Source organism: Nitrosovibrio sp. Nv4 (genome assembly GCF_900215485.1).
In the GTDB taxonomy this organism is placed as follows: Bacteria; Pseudomonadota; Gammaproteobacteria; order Burkholderiales; family Nitrosomonadaceae; genus Nitrosospira.
Map to the genome: position 1 here is coordinate 488,252 of NZ_OCMZ01000002.1, position 20,865 is coordinate 509,116.

General features: G+C 53.3%; 19 protein-coding genes and 1 pseudogene. 10 read left to right on the top strand and 10 right to left on the bottom strand.

Features of this window, described 5'->3' with window-relative positions; all coding sequences use genetic code 11:
• Positions 1–72: 72 nt before the first annotated feature.
• Positions 73–1,548, bottom strand: a complete 1,476-nt coding sequence (locus tag CRO05_RS10450; protein WP_097067140.1) for an FMN-binding glutamate synthase family protein — start codon at positions 1,546–1,548, stop codon at positions 73–75.
• A 78-nt stretch (positions 1,549–1,626) separates the two neighbouring features.
• Here CRO05_RS10450 and nadC point away from each other — a divergent pair, with 78 nt between their 5' ends.
• On the top strand, positions 1,627–2,493 hold the full coding sequence (nadC, locus tag CRO05_RS10455) for a carboxylating nicotinate-nucleotide diphosphorylase (RefSeq protein WP_097067927.1): 867 nt from the start codon (positions 1,627–1,629) through the stop codon (positions 2,491–2,493).
• Between the two features lie 181 nt (positions 2,494–2,674).
• On the opposite strand, the gene CRO05_RS10460 is transcribed toward nadC, so the two are convergent.
• Complete coding sequence (locus CRO05_RS10460; RefSeq protein ID WP_097067141.1) at positions 2,675–3,580, bottom strand: hypothetical protein; 906 nt, start codon at positions 3,578–3,580, stop codon at positions 2,675–2,677.
• Positions 3,581–3,722: 142 nt separating this feature from the next.
• A pseudogene (locus tag CRO05_RS10465) lies at positions 3,723–4,165 on the bottom strand (DUF1810 domain-containing protein).
• Between the two features lie 448 nt (positions 4,166–4,613).
• Between CRO05_RS10465 and CRO05_RS10475 the strand changes: the two are divergent.
• Positions 4,614–5,822: a cation:proton antiporter gene (locus tag CRO05_RS10475; RefSeq protein WP_097067143.1), complete on the top strand. Its 1,209-nt coding sequence runs from the start codon at positions 4,614–4,616 to the stop codon at positions 5,820–5,822.
• Complete coding sequence (locus CRO05_RS10480) at positions 5,819–6,934, top strand: YbdK family carboxylate-amine ligase (protein WP_097067144.1); 1,116 nt, start codon at positions 5,819–5,821, stop codon at positions 6,932–6,934. The genes CRO05_RS10475 and CRO05_RS10480 overlap by 4 nt, the downstream gene beginning before the upstream one ends.
• Before the next feature lie 208 nt (positions 6,935–7,142).
• Here the strand turns inward: CRO05_RS10480 and CRO05_RS10485 are convergent, their stop codons facing one another.
• The 4 genes from CRO05_RS10485 to CRO05_RS10500 form a co-directional block, all read right to left on the bottom strand.
• On the bottom strand, positions 7,143–7,898 hold the full coding sequence (locus CRO05_RS10485) for an ABC transporter permease (RefSeq protein ID WP_097067145.1): 756 nt from the start codon (positions 7,896–7,898) through the stop codon (positions 7,143–7,145).
• Positions 7,895–8,818: an ABC transporter ATP-binding protein gene (locus CRO05_RS10490; protein WP_097067146.1), complete on the bottom strand. Its 924-nt coding sequence runs from the start codon at positions 8,816–8,818 to the stop codon at positions 7,895–7,897. The genes CRO05_RS10485 and CRO05_RS10490 overlap by 4 nt, the downstream gene beginning before the upstream one ends.
• Positions 8,819–8,881: 63 nt before the next feature.
• The gene (gshA, locus tag CRO05_RS10495) at positions 8,882–10,528 is read right to left on the bottom strand and encodes a glutamate--cysteine ligase (RefSeq protein ID WP_097067147.1); all 1,647 of its coding nucleotides are present in this window, start codon (positions 10,526–10,528) and stop codon (positions 8,882–8,884) included.
• Positions 10,529–10,738: 210 nt separating this feature from the next.
• The gene (locus CRO05_RS10500) at positions 10,739–11,605 is read right to left on the bottom strand and encodes a LysR family transcriptional regulator (RefSeq protein ID WP_235001391.1); all 867 of its coding nucleotides are present in this window, start codon (positions 11,603–11,605) and stop codon (positions 10,739–10,741) included.
• Between the two features lie 185 nt (positions 11,606–11,790).
• On the opposite strand from CRO05_RS10500, the gene CRO05_RS15540 reads away from it, so the two are divergent.
• The 5 genes from CRO05_RS15540 to CRO05_RS10515 all read left to right on the top strand — a co-directional run bounded on the left by CRO05_RS15540 (position 11,791) and on the right by CRO05_RS10515 (position 14,658).
• A complete protein-coding gene (locus CRO05_RS15540) occupies positions 11,791–11,946 on the top strand; it encodes a hypothetical protein (RefSeq protein WP_159462702.1) in 156 nt (51 codons plus the stop codon).
• Between the two features lie 123 nt (positions 11,947–12,069).
• Positions 12,070–12,885, top strand: coding sequence for a methane monooxygenase/ammonia monooxygenase subunit C (locus CRO05_RS10505; RefSeq protein ID WP_097066321.1), 816 nt, complete (start codon positions 12,070–12,072; stop codon positions 12,883–12,885).
• A gap of 220 nt (positions 12,886–13,105) precedes the next feature.
• Positions 13,106–13,384 (top strand): recombinase family protein, encoded by a 279-nt coding sequence (locus tag CRO05_RS16140; RefSeq protein WP_369831619.1) that lies wholly within the window; start codon positions 13,106–13,108, stop codon positions 13,382–13,384.
• A 97-nt stretch (positions 13,385–13,481) separates the two neighbouring features.
• Positions 13,482–13,841, top strand: coding sequence for a recombinase family protein (locus CRO05_RS16145; protein ID WP_369831632.1), 360 nt, complete (start codon positions 13,482–13,484; stop codon positions 13,839–13,841).
• Positions 13,842–13,881: 40 nt separating this feature from the next.
• Positions 13,882–14,658, top strand: coding sequence for a gamma-glutamyl-gamma-aminobutyrate hydrolase family protein (locus CRO05_RS10515; RefSeq protein WP_097067148.1), 777 nt, complete (start codon positions 13,882–13,884; stop codon positions 14,656–14,658).
• Positions 14,659–14,862: 204 nt separating this feature from the next.
• Here CRO05_RS10515 and thrC read toward each other — a convergent pair whose 3' ends face one another.
• The 3 genes from thrC to CRO05_RS10530 all read right to left on the bottom strand — a co-directional run bounded on the left by thrC (position 14,863) and on the right by CRO05_RS10530 (position 19,153).
• Positions 14,863–16,308: a threonine synthase gene (gene thrC / locus CRO05_RS10520; RefSeq protein WP_181319873.1), complete on the bottom strand. Its 1,446-nt coding sequence runs from the start codon at positions 16,306–16,308 to the stop codon at positions 14,863–14,865.
• A gap of 156 nt (positions 16,309–16,464) precedes the next feature.
• Positions 16,465–17,781, bottom strand: a complete 1,317-nt coding sequence (locus CRO05_RS10525; protein ID WP_097067928.1) for a homoserine dehydrogenase — start codon at positions 17,779–17,781, stop codon at positions 16,465–16,467.
• 145 nt (positions 17,782–17,926) lie between these two features.
• Positions 17,927–19,153 carry a pyridoxal phosphate-dependent aminotransferase gene (locus CRO05_RS10530; protein ID WP_097067150.1) on the bottom strand — a complete coding sequence of 409 codons (1,227 nt, stop codon included), beginning with the start codon at positions 19,151–19,153 and terminating at the stop codon, positions 17,927–17,929.
• A gap of 230 nt (positions 19,154–19,383) precedes the next feature.
• Between CRO05_RS10530 and CRO05_RS10535 the strand changes: the two genes are divergently transcribed.
• Positions 19,384–19,758 carry an Mth938-like domain-containing protein gene (locus CRO05_RS10535; protein ID WP_200814372.1) on the top strand — a complete coding sequence of 125 codons (375 nt, stop codon included), beginning with the start codon at positions 19,384–19,386 and terminating at the stop codon, positions 19,756–19,758.
• 154 nt (positions 19,759–19,912) lie between these two features.
• The gene (locus tag CRO05_RS10540) at positions 19,913–20,788 is read left to right on the top strand and encodes a TlpA disulfide reductase family protein (protein WP_097067151.1); all 876 of its coding nucleotides are present in this window, start codon (positions 19,913–19,915) and stop codon (positions 20,786–20,788) included.
• The last annotated feature ends 77 nt before the right edge of the window (positions 20,789–20,865 follow it).

Sequence of the window (20,865 nt, forward strand, 5' to 3'; positions counted from 1 at the left end):
TGCAAAGATTTCAAGTCGGGGCACGGTGGAGCAGCCCATACCCTCTCGTCGAATTCACTCCGGATTCACCCTTCAAGACACCTCCGGATAGGGGTACAACATATTGAGCGCTACGCTTTTGCCAGCGGTTTCAACGATGCGGACGTGCTCACGCCTCAATTGCCGCGCATGGTGCAACCCGCACGAGTAAGCAATCATGTCGATCTCCTTGTCCATGTTTCTCGCGTAATTTGCAACTCGCAGGTATTTTTCCCTCACCACGAGGCCGCGCTGCAAGCGTTTATTGTGGGTGGTAATGCCGGTAGGACATGTGTTGGCGTGGCAGCGCATGGCCTGGATGCAGCCGAGCGAGAACATAAAACCGCGTGCCGTATTGACGAAATCCGCACCCGCGCAAAGCGCCCATGCCGCCCTTGCCGACGTCACCAGCTTACCCGCTGCAACCACGCGTATCCGGTCTTTCAAGCCGGATTGAAGCAACGAATCCACCACTCGCGGCAATGCTTCGGCAATAGGCAGGCTCATGTGGTCGAGCAGGGTCTGGGGCGCAGCCCCGCTGCCGCCTTCGCCCCCATCAATAGTGAGAAAATCCGGGGCATATTCAAAACCCCGGCGGTTCACTGCGTCGCATAAGTCGTTGACAAAGCGCCAGCCGCCAATGGCAGCCTTCACTCCCACCGGGCGCCCTGTCAATTCCCGGACATAGGCAATCTTGTCGAGCAACTCATCCACATTGCCGATGTCGTGATGGCGATTGGGGCTGATTGAATCATGGTGAGCGGGAATACCCCGGATAGCTGCAATTTCATTGGTCACCTTGACGCCGAGCAGCAATCCGCCCTTGCCCGGTTTCGCACCCTGGGAGAGCTTTATTTCAAATGCCTTGACTACCTTGGCAAGTTCCTTCGCCCGATCCGGTGAAAAATTGCCGTCCTGGTCCCGAATACCATACTTGGCCGTACCGATTTGCATAACGATGTCGCAGCTACCCTCCAGATGATAAGGCGAAAGTCCGCCCTCCCCCGTATTCAACCAGCATCCCGCCTCCGCCGCACCGAGCGACAGCGCACGCACAGCGGGCGCCGAGATTGCCCCGTAGCTCATGCCGCTGATATTGATTATGGATCTCGCATGGAACGGATGCTCGCAGTAGCCGTCGCCGATTATCAGCGATGGGGTCGGCAGCCGGCCGCTCTCCAATACCGGAAAAGCGACATTGACGAAAATGATCGAGCCGGGCTCACGCAGATCATTGGTCGAGCCGAAACCGACCATGCCGCCCTCGTTTTTTGCATTCCTGTATACCCAGGACCGGGTAGCGCGATTAAAAGGCATTTCGTCCCGGTCGCTGGAAAAGAAGTATTGGCGAAAATATTCTCCCTGTTTCTCCAGGAAAAATCGCAGACGTCCAACGACCGGATAATTACGCAGGATAGAATGCTTCTTCTGGGTTACATCCTGGATGAACCAGAACACGATGATCCCGAGCAGGATCAAGCCAAGTATCGTGCCAAAACCGTAGGAAATAACCTTCAGTGCATCAGACATGCCGCCTCCACTATCGCATTCAGCTAAAATACTCCATTCATTCCAGTAAACATAATAAGAATGTTTTACGATAAGTTCATGAATCTGGAAACGGAGATCAAAAATAACGTCAACCAGGCGCTGGCCGAAGACACCGGCACGGGCGATCTCACCGCGCTTCTGATTCCTGCTGATGGGACCGCCACAGCCAGTGTCGTCAGCCGCCAGGATATGGTCTTATGTGGAACTCAGTGGTTTGACATCTGTTTTTGGCAATTGTCACCGCACACCGACGTGCGCTGGCTTGCGAAAGATGGCGAAGCCATAACCGCTGGACAGCAGCTCTGCGAAATAACCGGAAACGCCCGTGCGCTTCTCACCGGGGAACGTACCGCGCTGAACTTCCTGCAGTTGCTGTCGGCGGTTGCAACGCAAACCCGGCGCTATGTGAACGCGGTGGCGGGAACCGGCGCGGTGATCGTCGATACCCGCAAGACGCTGCCGGGGTTACGGATAGCTCAAAAATACGCGGTCAAATGCGGGGGTGGCGTAAACCATCGTTTCGGCTTATACGACGGCATACTCATCAAGGAGAATCATATTATCGCCGCCGGCGGCATCAGGCCGGCGTTGAACGCCGCAAAGAAGATTGCCCCCCCTGGCGTATTCGTTCAGATCGAAGTGGAAACCCTGGATGATTTGCGCATCGCGCTGGACGCTGGAGCGAAACTCATTCTGTTGGATAATTTCGATTTCAATTCATTATGCGAAGCGGTCATACTGAATGCGCGATTGACCAACAAAGACGCGAAACTTGAAGCATCCGGAGGAATCACGCTGGAGAACGTCCGTGCGATAGCGAAAACCGGCGTGGACCGGATTTCCATCGGCAGCCTCACGAAAGATATAAAGGCGATAGATTTATCGATGCGGTTTACCTCCAACACAACAGAGGTAGCGCGCTAATAAATGCAGCGCATTGCGCCGCATGAAAAAACCATTCAATACACTATTGCCTGATCAAAAAGAAGGTCGAAGTGACTCAAAATGTCATTATCGTCATGAGGCAAAACTGCAAATGAGCATTCAATAGCGCCGGATATGGAATTAGCCGTTTGACCGTAACGGAAGAAGGAATACAGTATTTTTAAAGAATAATAATATTACCCTGCAAGGGCAATATCACTGTCCCTTGACCTTCCTCGGGATCAGCGCTCAACGTACTAAGGGGCCAGGTGGGAAGATGCACTAAGGGCACAACAAATTCAGGCGGCTGTCCGCCTTCATCCTCGCTGAGGCCGAAAAGAAAGAAGCGCGCAGGCAACCACGCATCCCTGCCCAGAATACTTAAACGAATAGCATCGTCATTCAGGTCAATCTTTCGGAACGGTATGTTGACCGGTACGTAATAAAGATTCGCTTGTGCTCTTTCCAGATCATCCTGCGATGTGTCTGGAAAAATGTGATTCACAACCTGGCTGCCATCCCTGGTTGCGATCCGGATCTGAATATCATCATCGGTACCCGCATCGTCTGCATCCGCAGTAGTCATGACCACGAGCAACCGTCTGATTACCGTATCGGCATTCCCTGATTGAACACGCGAGGGCGCAAAGGAGAGCTTGCCTTCACTCGCATCCGTGCTGAGGCGCACACCTACCAACTGACCCCCGATACCGATCCGGCCCTGCAATTCGGTATCGAGAGCAAGCGGGACAATCAGTCCATCTTTTTGCTCTCCCCAAATAAAGACACTTTTGGGGCGCCATGAATCGTTGCCCCGGATACCGATACGGATTGAGGAAACGTTCAGGTCCTGAGGATCGACTGTAGCGCCGACAAAAGCCTGTGGCTCAAAATCATCCTCTGTTATCTCATACAGATTGGCTTGTCCTTGTTCCTGATCCTCCTGGACCGTATCCGGAAAAGTGCGGTGTAAAACGTCGAATCTGCCCCCCGTTACATTGAAAATTAATACGATAGGACTATCCGTACCTGAATCATCCGAATCATCAGTAAGCATTCCGAACCATACGGTTTTGAGATCTGCCATGATTTACTCCTCGCTTTTGTTTGCGCCCTTGAAAAACATAAATATTCGTTTTACAGAAAGCATCACTTCATTTTTAGACGCCGCAAGAATGTTTGGCAAGAAACAATCAGAGATAGGCACTTCGCTTATTGGCGTCCTGCCTCTATCCCTTATGTGATTTAGATGATGAAAGCTGGAGAAGCGTCGCAGGATCGGGTATTCCATCAAAATATTTGCCCAGGCATTCGTTGAAAACCTCGTTGTCAGCTGCGACCTCCGTAAATAGAGTCATTGACGAGTGAAACTTCATGTAGTCCGGATAGCCAAAAATATCTTCGATTGAGCGGCCATGGACGGCTGCCACGAACCGGCTGCATTCCCGCAGCCGGGGTCCGAGGATGGGTGTTCCAGATATGCTTTTGCTTCTTCACGAGAAGAAATGGCAAATTTTTGTGCCATAGCGCTCCTGCCCAAGCCTTTGGCCTGCGGGAAAATGAACCACATCCAATGGCTTTGTTTACTGCCCAGGCGTAGTTCCCGGCATACGTTTTCGTAGACCGGTTGCTGAGCAGCCACGAAGCGTTGCAGATTACACGGATCGTTCATATCTTTCTCGAAATCGTTGAGTGATTTAAGTTTAGAATGCAATCATGCCAGATGCCGCCAGTATTATCAGGGATCGAAATCCTGAGGGAAGGGAAGGCAAGCGAACAGGGCCACGCCGCATGTTTACTCGCTCGGGTGGCGTGCGCCGCCGGCGCGCCGGCGCAATCGTTCGGCTCATTGATCTTCCCGGGTACTGCTTGTAGTACAGCAATCGCTGTCAGCGCTTCCCACTTTCCATTCATGGTTTATAATCGCGGCATCTCTTCCGGATTAATCCAGTAACCCCACCGAACTGGCGAGTACTTTCTGTAGTCCAGTTGGGGTCCGTAAACTTCCAGTTACAGACCTGAACATCCGTATTTCATCCTGAAGGAGACCGGATGCATCTGAAAATAACGTCGACAGCTATCGGAACAGGTTCATTTTCACTGTTCCTCCGCGATCTCCCATGACCTGGTCCGCCTATCTTCCTGTCTGGCCGCTTGAGATCAGCCCGGCGCTCTGGCTTGCGCTCACACTCGTAGTCGCCGTACTGGTGGGTGAAGTACTGGTGCGCCAGCTGAGGCTGCCGCGCATTGTCGGCTATATCGGTATAGGCGTATTGCTGGGCCCTGGCGGGCTGGGCCTGATTCCCCAACTGCCTGCCACCGAATGGCGGCTGGTCATCGATCTGGCGCTCGGCATTCTTTTGTTCGAATTGGGAAGCAAGGTGAATCTGCGCTGGCTTAAAGCCAATCCCTGGATCGCGGGCACGAGCTTGCTCGAGACTGTTGCAACCTTTGTAGTCGTATTTTTACTGTTGACGTGGTTTGAGGTCGCGGCTGTCACCGCCGCGGTTGTCGCGGCAATTGCGATCGCCACCTCGCCCGCCATCGTAGTGCGCACAGTAACCGAGTCACGTGCTCAGGGGCAGGTTACGGACCGGCTCCTGCTCATGACCGCACTCAATTGTATCTATGCCGTCATCTTTCACAAGCTTGCTGTGGCGGCGATGCACGGGCAAACCGGCGTCAGCTTCGTCCATACGGCGTTGCAGCCGATCTACCTCCTCGGTGGTTCGGCGTTACTGGCATGGCTGTTCGGTATTACCTTCGAGCGAATTCACCATTATCTGGGACACCACGAGGAAACTTTTTCTTTTGTTCTGTTTGGCATGATCGCATTTGCGACTATCATGGCTTCAACGCTTAAGCTCAGCCCTATCCTGGTACTTCTGGTGGCCGGCCTTGTTACACGTTACCAGCGAAAGCGTACGCGGACTTTTCCGCCACATTTTGGTTCTGCCGGCGCCGTCCTGGTAGTACTGATGTTCATCGCCAATGGCCTGGCGGGGGACCTCAATGGGTTACGTTATAGTCTGCTGCTGGTGTTGCTGCTCATCGCAGTACGCACTATAGCCAAACTGCTTTCCGTGCTGGCGTTGGCGCATTACAGCGGGATCGGCGTGCGGCAGGCCATGGCACTGGGCCTTGCGCTTGTACCCATGTCGAGTGTGGCACTCTTGCTGACGTTGGACACTGCGGCGACTTTTCCCGACTTCGGCTCGGGACTGGGGCTGGTACTGATGAGCTGTATCGTAATTCTTGAGCTTGCGGGACCGATTGTCGTGCAAAAGGCCTTACAGATAGCCGGAGAAACCCCGGACAAAAAAACATGAGCCTGATGCCCTTCGCCCCGTCCCGCCCCTTAAGTATTGGGGTAGAGCTTGAGTTGCAGCTGCTCAGTTGCAATGACTATAACCTGTCTTCCTCTGCCCCAGATATGCTGCGCCGCGTTGAAAAACGCGCCCATCCGGGCGAAATAAAACCGGAAATGACACGCAGCATGATCGAAATCAACACTTCGGTGAAGCAGGAATACAGCGGGCTGGTCGAGGAATTGCATGCATTGCGTGATGTTGTTTGCGATGCGGGACGCTTTCTCAATGTCGCGGTAGCAGGCGGCGGCACTCATCCATTCCAGCATTGGAGCGAGCAGAAAATTTTCGACGCGCCGCGCTTTCATCACCTATCCGAGCTGTACGGCTACCTTGCGAAGCAGTTCACCATATTTGGCCAGCATGTCCACATCGGCTGCCCCGGACCGGATGAGGCGCTTCACCTGATGCATATGCTGTCACGCTACGTCCCCCACTTTATTGCCTTATCGGCCAGTTCGCCGTTCGTTCAAGGACATGATACGGGATTCGCTTCAGCGCGCCTGAATTCCGTATTTTCCTTCCCGCTGAGCGGAAGGGCGCCGTTCGTGCTGTGCTGGGACGACTTCGAACGGTTTTTCGGCAAAATGACCGGCACCGGGGTGGTCGAGTCAATGAAAGATTTCTACTGGGATATTCGCCCCAAGCCCGAATTCGGCACTATCGAGGTCAGGGTATGCGATACGCCTCTTACTGTTGAAATTGCCGCTTCCATTGCCTGCTATATCCAGGCAATGTCTCGTTACATCATGGTGGAGCAGCGTGTGGCGCCGGAAGAGGACGATTATCTGGTTTATACATTCAACCGTTTCCAGGCCTGCCGTTTTGGGCTTGAAGGGGTTTTCATCGATCCCCGCACGCACGAGCAGCGCAGCATCCGCGAGGATATAACCGATATGCTGGGGCGCATTGCCGACCACGCCCGAGAGTTGCATGCGGTCGAAGCAATGGAGCGCATCCGCGACATTCTTATCGCGGGTAACGGCACAAGCTGGTTGCGCCAGACTTATGCGCGTGAGCACAATCTTGCCGATGTGATGCAACTGCAGGCCGAGTTGTGGATGGGGAAATGAGGGTTTTCAGGCGATGTTGACATGGTTCTATTGTTACCCGTGGAAACCGGGACGGAGCAAAAACTTCAAATAGCTCCATTGGCCTGAAGGGGGTTTAGGGAGTAATGGAACGTAAAACCCGGTTAAGGCCCTGTTACCCCGCAGGAGACGCGACAGCGGAACTACTCGACAAAATGTTGCGGGGCTGAAGGGGAAGTCGTGGATCGGATCATTTTCGGATTTTGTACCCTGTTTTCAGCATTTGCAATGTCCACCACGATACTGCCAGGAAACATGTCATCAGAGTCCCAAGGCTGAGGTAGGGTGAAACATCCGAGGCGCGAAAGAAGCCGTAGCGAAACCCGTCTACCATGTAGAAAAACGGATTCAGATACGATAATCCTTGCCAAAGTGGAGGCAACGAGGGGATCGTATAGAAAACCCCCGATAAAAACGTCAGTGGCAGGACGATAAAGTTTTGCAACGCAGCAAGCTGCTCAAATTTTTCCGCCCAGATTCCCGCAATGATGCCTAAGGCGCCCAGCAACGCGGTGCCCATTAAGGCAAATGCGAATACCCATGCGAACGAGTACAGGGGAAGTTCAAAAAACCCCAGCGTCACCACGTAGATACCCAGTCCTACCACGAGACCGCGAACTACCGATGCCAGTACATAAGCAATGAATATTTCCTGGTAAGAAAGCGGCGATAACAGCATGAAGATGTGATTGCCCGAGACCGTCGATTGAATCAGGCTTGATGAGGAGTTAGCGAAAGCGTTCTGCAACATGGCCATTATCACCAGCCCCGGAATCAGAAAAACTGTGTAGGTTACACCGGGGTATGCCTGCACGCGTTCTTCCAGTGCGTGAGAAAAAATCAATAGATAGAGCAAGGTAGACAGCATGGGTGCAAATACGGTCTGGAACCCGACTTTCCAGAATCGTAGCAGTTCCTTGTAGAGCAGCGTAAGAAATCCATTCATACCGATGCAGGTTCCAGACTCTCTGCACCGTGCATGATCTTTACGAACACTTCTTCCAGATCAGGTTGCAATATCTGCAGTTCCAGGACTTGGGTCTGGGTTGCGCGTAATGCTGTCATCACATTTTCAAGCTGGGAGTATTCCTCGATTGCCAGAACGTAGTAGCCTTGGTCGTGGCCGATTATCAGTAGCTGTAACGCCGCCGGCAGCGTATCGGGAGATAACCGCAATCGTATCCGGTGTCCGGAAATGTTGCTGATGAGATTTCTGACGCTATCAAGCACAACGATACTGCCATTTTTGAGCATTGCCACGCGGTTGCATAAAGCCTCTGCTTCTTCCAGATAATGCGTAGTGAGCACAATGGTATGACCGCTGCGGTTTAACTGCTTGATGAAGCGCCACAGGGCCTGGCGCAATTCCACATCTACGCCTGCGGTGGGTTCATCCAAAACGATTACCGGGGGTTTGTGGACCAATGCCTGCGCTACCAGTACGCGCCGCTTCATGCCGCCGGACAACGAACGCATGTTGGTATCGGCCTTATCGGCAAGGTCGAGATGGTGGATTATCTCGTCTATCCAGCTGTTATTCTTCTTTATGCCGTAATAGCCGGATTGGAACACAAGCGTTTCCCGAACGGTAAAGAACGGATCAAATACCAACTCCTGGGGCACCACGCCTAACATGCGGCGTGCTTTACGGTACTCGGCAACGACATCATGCCCCTTTACCCTGACACTCCCGCTGCTGGCAAGGGTAAGGCCCGCGATAATATTGATCAGCGTCGTCTTTCCCGCTCCATTGGGGCCAAGCAATGCGAAGAATTCGCCTGTATCGATTTCGAGATCAATGCCGCACAAGGCATGCAATGCACCGAAACGCTTGTGCACCTGCCTGACTTCGATTGCCGGAGTCATGAAGAAAGCTCTGTTTCAAGCGTAGGAATAGCACGCTTTAATGTTTGCATGAGCGTACGGAATTCATCGAGCAGCAGTTTCGACCATGGAGACAGGCAGGTTTGGGGATTGAATGATGCTGGCTGAGGCGTCTTGCGAGAAATAGTTGCTCAGGTATTTATCGAAAGGGATCTCATCCGTGGCATCGAGCTGTTTCTGTTGCGCCAGCGATGTCTTGACCTGGAGATCAAAATTCCTCTTTACCGCCGCATCCAGTGTGGCCTTCTGGAAATAACGAGTGTATTCACGGGACTTCTGCAATACCAGTTCGGTAATTGACATCTTTTGCGCGCGCATGGCCGTCAGCACTCTTGCTGAAGCCGTCAACTCAGGATGGTGAATTGTTTCGATCTGCTGGTGCAATGCGCGGGTGTAGGGGATATCGGCATTGCCGTTGTCCAGGATCTCACAGATCTCCCGCATCTGCTCACACAGCGTCAGCGCCCATTGCCGCAACGGAACTTCACACCCATTGTCCAGCAGCTTAAGCTTCGGATCCCTGCCGCGATTGGCCACCGACAATACGTTATTGCTGATCTCGTCAAGCTGCTTCGAGTCATGCCCCACATTGGGTTGGAATAGACAGAAAAGACTCAGCGCTTCAAGAAAGCGCGTAGTTTCGATCGCAATGCCCGCAGGTTCAAACACATCGACATCCACGGATCGTATTTCAATATATTGAATCCCCCGGCTTCCCAGTGCCTGCAGCGGCCTCTCAGCGGGCCTCGTGGGCTGTTTTGGCCGCACCGAAGTGTAATATTCGTTCTCTATCTGCAGGAAATGGGTATTCAACTGCCGGTACTGGATGCCTACCTTTGCCCCGATCCTTTCATATCCGAGATAAGGTATCGTTGTTGCTCTGCCCAAATGCCGTATATATTCTTCGATGCTGTTAAAGGAAATATGAAACATCGATTGAACGGGATTCAAATAGCCTATCTCGCTCATCCTCAAAGAGGTGGCAAAGGGCTTGTAGTAGGAAGTCTCATCGAATTTCTGCAAGGTATCGGAATAAACAGAATTGCGGCTATCGACGAAGCTTTTGCCCACTGCCGGGGACGAGCCGAATAAATACAGGATAAGCCAGCCATAACGCTGCAGATTTCTGATCATTCCCATATAAGCGCTGGTGGTGAAGGATTGCAGATCACCCGTATGTTTCACGAACTGTTGGTATTCGGGCCAGAATTGTTCAGGAAGCGAGTAGTTGAAATGGATTCCGGCGATGACTTGCATGCAGCGGCCGTAGCGATAGCTTAAACCCTGCCGGTAGATGTGCTTCATCTTCCCGACATTGGATGAACCATATTCGGCGATGGGAATTGCCGGGTCCCGCAAATCGCCGACAGGCATACTTGCCGCCAGCAATAATTCGTCATTGATATTTGCGCAGACATATTTATGCAAGTCCGTCAAGGAATGCAGCACTTCCGTTCCATCCGATAATGCTGGCGTGATCAACTCAAGTAAGGCTTCAGAATAATCAGTTGTGATATTCGGATGAGTCAACGCGGCTCCAAGCTGAACCGGATGAGGTGACAATGATATTGATCCCTCCCGGTTAATTCGGAGGCTTTCTTTTTCGATGCCTTTCAAGCCATGAATTAATAACGGCTGAAGAGATTTGTCGATGGGTGTTGCGTGCTCGCTACAAGATAATTGTCTTGACATTTATCCTCCGATATTGCTTGCAATTAGCAAGTGGTCAAAGTATAGACCTGGAGACGGACAGGTGTGTAGTCTGCAAAATCAGTTATCAGAGTCCTGTTTTTGAAACTATGAGTGGCGCAGTGGCAGAGATGGATTCGTTGCGCAAGTTCCGACAGCGCTTTTAAGCTGGCCTAGTCCTCATGCAGCATCTCGAAACGCTGCGCGAGAAAATCAATTAATGCCCGCACAGAATGGCAGAAGACCGCGCCGGGACGGAAACACCGCATGAATGATTTCCCGACACGGCGCCCAGTCTGGCACCAGTCTAACCAATGAACCAGCCGTCAGCTGGTCCCGTGCCATGACCATCGGCAGCTGCACTACACCGACACCGGCCTCGGCGGCATCTCTTAGCGCGATCATGTCCGTCGTCACGAAGCGCGGCGTGTGATGAAGTGTGGCTTGTGCGCCATTCGGCCCATGCAGCGCCCAGCTATGGATTTGTTGTGCAGTCCCCAGGCCCAGGCTCGGCCAATTGCCCAAAGCGGCTGGTGCGGCAGGAAAGCCGAGTTGCTGGACAAGCGCGGGGCTGGCCACCAAACATTGGCTTCGATCAGCCAGGATGCGCATGACCAGATCACTGTCCTGCAGGGGCGGTGGCCGCACACGAAGGGCGATGTCCAGTGACTCGCTGATCAGATCGACACGTCGGTTGGTCGCCTCCATCTGCACTGTGACGCACGGATAGCGCACCATGAAATCAGCCAGCATCACTCCCACATAAGCATTCACCAGCGGTATGGGGCATGTCATCCGGATTACACCCCGGGGTTCGGCCTTTAAGGTGTCTATTGCTTCCTGGGCCCCCTCAGCTTCCACCAGCATCGCCTTGCAATGCGTGTAATAAGTCTCGCCGGCGTCGGTAACTGCAAAGTGACGTGTCGAGCGCTGGATCAGCCGCACACCCAAGCGCTCTTCCAGCTTGGCGATGCGGCGGCTAAGCTTCGATTTCGGCATGCCCAGGGCCCGGCCTGCCGGAGCAAAGCCGCCATGATCCACGGCCTGGACGTAGTAATAGAGGTCATTCAGGTCTTGCATAAGGGGGCCATCCATCGTTTCAAAAATAGAACTCTGATAACTGATTTAGCAGACTACACGCCTATCCGGCTCCAGGTCTATACTCTGACCACTTGCTTATTGCAAGCATAATACCTGGTAATTGCGTTAGCAAGAGGCTCCCTACAGGAAGAAGTGGTAGTCAGTTAACTAAAAGGAGTACTGAAATGGCAACAAGACATCGAAGGTTGCGGAGCTATCCGCAAGCAGGTGTTGGTGCTTCCAGCATGCCATCATTACACGAATCAAAGATGTACAAGTTTGGCGTGCTGGGTCTTCTGGGAATAGCACTACTCTGGAATGGGCTTCAAACCTTTGCCTGACAGGCAAAGTATTTTGCAAGGATGAATGATGTAACGACTTATTCACCATTTTGATATTTATGGAGAACCAAGTCAAATCCGCTCAGGCAGTTGCGGGTAATTAATCTAAAGGAGTATTGAAATATGGCAACAGCACTTAAAACGTCGAGCCCGGCGAAGTCGGAAGGTCGGGACTACGACATGTCGCTGTGGTACGACTCGAAGTGGTACAAATTCGGTCTCATCACCATGCTGGCGGTGGCGATATTCTGGATCTGGTATCAGCGCACGTTTGCCTACTCGCACGGGATGGACTCGATGGAGCCCGAGTTTGAGAAGGTATGGATGGGATTGTGGCGTGTACACATGATCGTGATGCCGATCTTTGCCCTGATCACCTGGGGCTGGATCTGGAAGACCCGGGATACGAAGGAGCAGTTGGACAATCTCGATCCCAAGCTTGAGATCAAGCGCTACTTCTATTTTATGATGTGGCTGGGCGTCTATCTGTTCGGCGTTTACTGGGGCGGCAGCTTCTTTACCGAGCAGGATGCCTCCTGGCACCAGGTCATCATCCGTGACACGAGCTTCACCCCGAGTCACGTGGTGGTGTTCTATGGCTCCTTCCCGATGTACATCGTCTGCGGCGTGGCCACCTATCTGTATGCCATGACCCGTCTGCCGCTGTACGCCCGGGGCACCTCGTTCCCGCTCGTCATGGCCATTGCCGGTCCGCTCATGATTCTGCCGAACGTAGGCTTGAACGAATGGGGCCATGCTTTCTGGTTCATGGAAGAACTCTTCAGCGCTCCGCTGCACTGGGGCTTTGTGGTACTGGGCTGGTCGGGGTTGTTTGCCGGCGGTGTTGTGGCACAGATCGTTACCCGCTACTCCAACCTGACCGACGTCGTGTGGAACGGCCAGAGCAAAACCATCCTCAACAACCGGATCGTACCGTAAGGGCTAACTGAGGAATCCGAGCAGTGGCCTGAAGCCTGAATCGCCCCGCTCCCGCATTACAGAGGACGGGGCGATTTGCAATAAGCCATAGTAAAACAGCATGCAGAGGATAACGAAGATCAGTTGAACCATACATCGAGGAGCAATCAAATGATCAAGCAAGTGATGCGGTCCACTATTATTGCCGTTGCAGCGCTTTACTGTGGCATGGCTGGAGCGCATGGTAAGGTGTCGATGGAGGAAGATACATGCACTCGAAGGCGACCAGGATAGCCAAGCGGCGCACCGGTGGCAGGCGACTGATCGCGGTGATCTTGGCGATGATCGGGATAACGCGGCGCAAATTGCCGCGCTCAAGTCTGCCGGGTGTGAACTTATTTTTCAGGAGAAAGCCACCGGCGGCCGCTGGGAGCGGCCTGAATTTCATCGTCTGCTCGGGCAGCTGCGCAAGAGCGATGTATTGGTAGTCTGGAGCTGGATCGCCTTTCACGCTCTTTAAAAGGCGCGCTGAGCTTGATGGAAAAAGTCCAGCAGGCGGCGCGGGGTTCCAGAGTTTGACTGAAGCGATTGACACCACCTCGCCCGGTGGCCGTATGATGATGCAGATTGTCGGGGCCTTTGCCGAATTCGAGCGAGCCATGCTACGCGAACGCACTCGCAATGGCCTTGATGCCTCACGTCAGGAAGGGCGTGTCGGAGGTCGGCGCCCAAAACTTAAGACGCACCAGCAGCAAGAGATTATGCACCTGGTTAACTCTGGACAGAAGACCGCAGCGGATGCCGCCAGACTATTCAACGTCCATCCCGCTACCGTGTCACACGCGTCTCCTGCAAGGTGCCAAGGTGCCTTAACCGGATTTTGCGTTCCATTGCGCCCTAAACCCCTGAAGCAGGGACTTGAGGAGGTATATTTATTTATATGTAACGTAGAACACAGCCGAGCGGCGATAATCTAATTATTCTTGATATTCGTTATGGACTCTATTCAGACTCGAAATGACGCGCCCGCTACGCATCGGATTGTCGCCACGCATACTGCATACTCCTCCAGCGGGATTGGGCTTCCCGAAAAAGACGTTACAGTACCTTGAGCAGACGGTCGCCCACTGGATCATGCGCCGCCGGGCTCTGGCTTTCATGCTGCCGGCCATAGAAACCGGTGGGGTCGAGCGTTCTCATGTGCGTATAAGCGACTATGTCAGGGAAATCGATGGGCTCGTACTGCAAGGTGGCGCGGATGTCAGCCCCATTTCTTACGGTGAAACCCCAACGCGGCCGGAATGGTCCGGGGACCGGGTGCGTGACCTGTACGAAATGGAACTCTTTTGGGAATGTGTCGTACAGGGAAAACCCGTACTGGGCATTTGCCGTGGATTACAACTTATCAATGTGGCGTTGGGCGGCACCCTTTATCAGGACATTGCTACCGAACACCCGCACGCAATCCTGCATGTAGACGATATCCTGTACGATCAGCACCGGCATACCGTTCTAATTGAGGAAAATTCGCGGCTGGCGAAGCTGTACGGTGAGAATTATCAACGCCTGGTCAACAGCATTCATCATCAGGCAATCAAGCGATTGGGGCGTGATTCGGTCGTCGAGGCGGTTTCCGACGTTGATGGCATTATCGAGGCAATACGTATGCGAGGGGAATGCTATGTGACCGCGTTTCAATGGCATCCCGAGTTTCATGGAGGCGCCACCGACCTGCTCGATTCAGGGCCCATACTGGACGATTTCCTTGCCGCCGCTGAAAAGCAGCGCATGTGACCAAGCCGACAGTACCACTTTAACCGCGGTGTTTTTATCTCAGGCCAGGCTCCAAATCGTCGTTCCCGCGAACGCGGGAATCCAGGGTTTTTTGAAGCTGTCAGATTCCCGCTTTCGCGGGAATGGCAGTTTCATGGGGACGATGGCAAGAGAAGGTGAAGCGCAGCAAATGATACTCTCCAGAGCGTTTGTTCAAAGATTCCGCTATTCGGCCTGCTCGGCAATGAATGCCTTGACCGCATCGGCATCCGCATTCATGACCACATACCGCTGCGGCATGTTTTCAATATTCTCATACCCGGCGGGACGCGCCGGCGCATGGCCTATGGCCTCGATAATGCTCTCGGAAAACTTGACGGGCAACGCGGTTTCCAGACAAATTAGCGGTACGTCTGTTTCGCGATATTCAAGTCCCACCTTCAAACCGTCGGCAGTATGCGGGTCCACCAGAATGCCGTATTGTTCATGAATCTGGCGTATGGTGGCGATGCGTTCGGCGTGGCTGCTGGTTCCCGACACAAGTCCGAACTCCTTTACTCTTTCCCACAAAGGCGTACCGGCAAGATCGAAAGCACCGTCGTGAGCGCGATCCGCTTCCGCTCCCCCGCCCCCACCTCTTTCCACCGCCCGCCACAATTCTTTCACCTTGGCCGCATCCCGTCCCGTCAAATCAAAAATGAAACGCTCGAAGTTGGATGCTTTGGAAATGTCCATCGACGGACTGCTGGTATGCAGCGTTTCCGCAGTAGCGCGAGGCCGATAGCAACCTGTCCTGAAAAACTCATCCAGAACATCATTTTCGTTGGTCGCCAGTATCAATTTTCTGATGGGCAACCCCATCATGCGAGCAACGTGGCCCGCGCAAATATTGCCAAAATTCCCCGATGGCACGGCGAAGGACACCTGCTCGCTACTAGAACCGGTAGCGGCAAAATAGCCTTTGAAATAATAGACGATTTGCGCAACGATCCGTGCCCAGTTTATTGAATTGACCGTACCTATGCGGTATTTTTGCTTAAAGGCATAATCGTTGCTGACTGCCTTTACAATGTCCTGGCAATCATCGAACACGCCGCGGACGGCAATATTGAAAATGTTCGGGTCTTGCAGGGAATACATTTGCGCTGTCTGGAATCGGCTCATCTTTCCTTGCGGTGAAAGCATGAACACGCGAATGCTGCGCTTGCCGCGCATGGCATATTCCGCGCTGGGCCCGGTATCGCCAGAAGTCGCTCCCAGAATGTTCAGATACTCCCCTGATTTCTCCAGGACATACTCGAACAAATTGCCCAGTAATTGCATGGCGATATCCTTGAACGCCAGCGTCGGGCCATTCGACAATCCCAGAATATGCAGTCCAGGTTCCAAAGTTTTAAGCGGCGTTATCTCCTCGCTTTGGAATGATTCCGTCGTATAGGTCCGCACAATGATGCCGCGCAGGTCCGCGACAGGAATGTCGTCTGCGAATCGCGAAATGATCTCGAACGCGAGTTCCTGATAGCTCAGGCCACGCAGTTTTTCCAGTTCGGCAAAATCAATCTGCGGATAGGTTTCGGGCATTGCCAACCCGCCGTCCGGCGCGAGCCCACCCAGAAGAATCCTGGAAAACCTTTTTGGCGGCATGCCGCCGCGAGTAGAAATATAACGCATTGTATTTACCAGAAAAGAATTCAGAACGTTCTCTTATAAAACACCTGAGCGGCCAACTAGACTCCAGTGGAGCCACCGGCTTGCCTAGGCGTCAAAAAATTGCCTGTATCCGTAAATTTTTAAGGCGCCTTCGGGATCATCGGGGCCTATTTGGGACTATTTACTACTCAAGTGTTCCAACCGGATGCGCGTCACTCTTCCGGTTGTCAAAGGCAGTTTTTTGATTTTGGCGATAGCGGCATTAATATTTTTTTCCATTGCGGAATGGGTGAGCATGATGATATCGACCTGATCTTCTCCTTCGCTGGGCTCTTTCTGTACCATTGCTTCGATGGAAATTCCCAAGTCGGCAAGTACACCGGCAATATCAGCCAGCGCCCCTGGCTTATCCATTACCCGCAATCGAAGATAATATGACGTTTCCACTTCCTCCATGGTCAGGATGGGCGTATCCGACAGCAGGTCTGGCTGGAAAGCAAGATGTGGAACACGGTGCTTAGGGTCGGCGGTGTGCATGCGCGTCACGTCCACCAGGTCCGCCACTACCGAACTCGCCGTAGGTTCGGCGCCCGCCCCTGCGCCATAATACAAGGTAGCGCCTACTGCGTCGCCTTTCACCACGATCGCATTCATGACACCTTCCACATTGGCTATCAACCGCCGGGTAGGTATCAGCGTGGGATGCACGCGCAGCTCGATGCCTCTTGGGGTTCGCTTGGTAATACCCAGCAGTTTGATGCGGTAGCCCAACTCCTCCGCATAACGGATATCCTCGCGGGTTAATTTTGTGATGCCCTCGGTATAAACCTTGTCGAACTGCATGGGAATCCCGAACGCGATAGACGCCATGATGGTGAGCTTGTGCGCGGCGTCTATCCCCTCGATGTCGAATGCGGGGTCCGCTTCGGCGTAACCCAGCTTCTGCGCCTGCTTCAGCACGGTATCGAACGTCAGTCCCTTGTCGCGCATTTCCGACAGGATGAAATTACTCGTGCCGTTGATAATCCCGGCAATCCATTCGATCCGGTTGGCGGTCAGACCCTCGCGCAAGGCCTTGATAATGGGTATTCCGCCTGCTACGGCCGCTTCAAACGCGACCATTACGCCTTTTTTCTGCGCTGCGGCGAAAATTTCTGTGCCGTGCGAGGCCAGCAATGCCTTGTTCGCGGTAATGACATGCTTACCATTCTCGATGGCCTTCAGCGTCAGCTCTTTTGCAACGGTATAACCCCCGATCAGCTCGATTACGATATCGATATCCGGATTGGTTACAACCGCGTTTGCATCGTCGGTGACGATGACGTCGTTTCCCGCGATTTTGCGGGCTTTCTCCACGTCGCGATCCGCGATCATTCGGATAACGATCCCGCGTCCTGCACGTCGTGTGATTTCCTCCTGATTGCGTTTGAGGACCGCAAAAGTGCCGCCCCCGACTGTGCCAATGCCTAACAGGCCTACATTGATGGGTTTCATATCTAGTGTAATGATAAATGGTCCGGATAAATCGGTTTCGGCGGGCAGGCCAGCGTTTTTCTTCTCGTTCTGTTCGATCTTATCCATTCTCAGTTCGCCTCAGGCAGTTCGGGTAGGTTCGGGCAGGTTCGGGACCCAGATTCGGTCAGGTACGGTGGCGCTTGCGATATCGCCCGAGAAAATCCGCAATGCGGCCTATCGCTTCTGTAAGGTCATCGCTATTGGGCAAAAATACTACGCGGAAGTGGTCCGGATGCGGCCAGTTGAACCCGCTGCCCTGCACCACCAGCACCTTCTCTTCCAGCAGCAGATCCAGCACAAACTGCTCGTCGTCCTCGATCGGATACATTCGCGGATCCAGACGCGGGAATAAATACATCGCAGCCTTCGGCTTATAGCACGTTACGCCTGGAATATCAGTCAGCAATTTCCAGGCGAGATCACGCTGCCGCATCAGGCGCCCTGTCGGCATTACCAGGTCGTTAATGCTCTGGTAGCCGCCAAGCGCGGTCTGGATACCGAATTGAGAGGGAACGTTCGCGCACAGCCGCATCGAAGCCAGCATGGTAAGCCCCGCAATATAATCGCGGGCAGATTGCTTTGTCCCCGAAACCACCGCCCAACCGGAGCGAAACCCGGCGGCGCGATAGTTCTTGGATAAGCCGTTCAGCGTGACAAACAGCACGTCGTCCGCCAGCGAGGCAATCGAAGTGTGGGTGGTATCATCGTACAAAACCTTATCGTAAATTTCGTCCGCATAAATGATGAGCTGATGCTGACGGGCAATCTCGATGATTTCGTGCAGCACATCGTCAGGATAGAGCGCGCCGGTGGGGTTATTGGGATTAATGACGACGATGGCCCGAGTGTTCGGCGTAACCCTGGAGCGAATATCGTCCAGGTCGGGTAGCCATCCTGCCTGCTCGTCGCACACATAATGCCGCGCCGTGCCTCCCGCCAACACAACTGCCGCAGTCCACAACGGATAGTCGGGTGAAGGAATCAGCACCTCATCGCCACTGTTCAGAAGCGCCTGCATGGCCATTACGATCAGTTCGGAAACCCCGTTGCCGATATAGATGTCCTCAAGCCGCACATCCGGAATATGCTTTTCCTGGGTGTAGTGCATGATCGCCTTCCGTGCCGCAAACAGTCCCTTTGAATCGCAATAACCGGAAGCCGCGGAGAGGTTATGGATAACATCCTGCAATATCTCCTCCGGCGCATCAAAACCAAATGACGCGGGATTGCCGATATTGAGCTTGATGATGTGATGCCCGTCCTCTTCCATTTGCCGGGCGCGATCAAGCACCGGTCCGCGAATGTCATAACATACGTTCGCCAGCTTGCTGGATTTTAGAATGGGCTGCATGAATGGAAAAACCTGATCCGCAAAAAGCGTTCCGATAAGTGCCGGTAAAAAATAACCCCTATGGCAGGGGCTTAGGTGATTCAGAGCCTACCGTTTCAAGCGGTGGTCCTGAAGTATTCGTTTGCCTCTATCTCATCATTTTCCGCTTTATTCGGCACAAAACCTTTATTGCGACGCAAAAAAGATGTAATGTTACCCGACCCTCCAACCCGCCGCAAATGGAGCCTTACGTGAAGCTGCATCTTTCCTCATTAACCGAACAAAATATGTTCACCGGCTACGGAGCCGGATATGTTCTGGTCAACCGGATACGCCATGAGCAAAATCTGATCGTACTGCCTGATCGCATTATTGAAAATTGGGGGACGACAACGTTCGAGCAACTTACCGCTGAACATTTCGATTTTCTGCTCCCGCTGCAACCCGAAATGGTATTGTTTGGCACTGGAGCCAGGCTACGCTTTCCGCATCCCAAGCTGACCCAGGCACTCATCAGATCAGGTATCGGTGTTGAAGTAATGGATACCAGTGCCGCCTGCCGGACCTACAATATCCTGACAGATGAAGGGCGGCGTGTAGCGGCAGCGCTGCTTATCCAGGACTGAATAAATCCCGTATCACGCAGGTGCTATAAAGCGGTATCCATGTACCCCAGGCCATACTGACACAGATCATGCCAAGCTTTTTTCTGGCCGGAACGGGCTCAGCAGATCGGGCGCCTGCCTCTTCGAGACCAATCTTCGTTAGCCTGGTCGGGTAATGGGTCAAGTCAGCATCGGACCTGCTGTGTTTCCCATCGATTTTTTACTATTGTTGAGTGCAATGCTGGCCGGTTTCTCCGTCGCCAAAAGGATAAGACGGCGGAAAAACATTGATGTCGAGCCGCTTCTCTTGAGAGTTTTGATTGCCTCCCTGATAGTGGCGAGAGTTATCTTCGTGATTGCGTATTTCGATATGTACAAAAATGCGCCATGGGGCATGCTCGATATTCGCGACGGCGGGTTTTCATCGGCAGCGGGAATGCTGGCTGCAGCAGCCGGCATCGCCTGGTATGCGTGGCGCACGCCCGGGGGACGCGGCCCTCTGCTGCTATCGGCATTGGCCGGGGGAACCACCTGGGCGGTTGGCGCAGTGGCCGCAACCGCCGTCTTTGCTGTTCCAGTGCAAATGCCGGAAGTTGAGTTGGTTCGCCTTGACGGTAGCTCTGTCGAGTTCAGTTCACTGACCGGCAAACCGATGGTGGTCAATCTGTGGGCGACATGGTGTCCGCCTTGCATACGGGAAATGCCGGTACTGCAGGATGCGCAAAAGAACAATCCGGATGTAGTCTTCGTCTTTGCCAACCAGGGTGAGTCGGCCGATACGATTCAGAAGTTTCTGGATCGGGAGGGACTCAGCCTTGATAACGTGCTGCTCGATCCCCGCCTCGAACTCGGCAGACAGACCGAGTCTCAAGGACTGCCGACAACCTTGTTCTTTGATGCAAGGGGTGCGCTGGTTGACCGCCGAATTGGCGAGTTATCGGCCGCTACGCTGGCACAAAGAATCAGGGGAATCACACGGCGCGATACCGGCCGTGGCAGTTTGCAGGATTGGATGAGTTCCGGTCCTTTCCCCGATATTTGTACGGTGTAGCACATTCAGCGCCTCAGACAATGCGGTATTGTACTGATGCGTGCGAGTACGTTGCGTAGTGTCCCATGTCTCCGTCA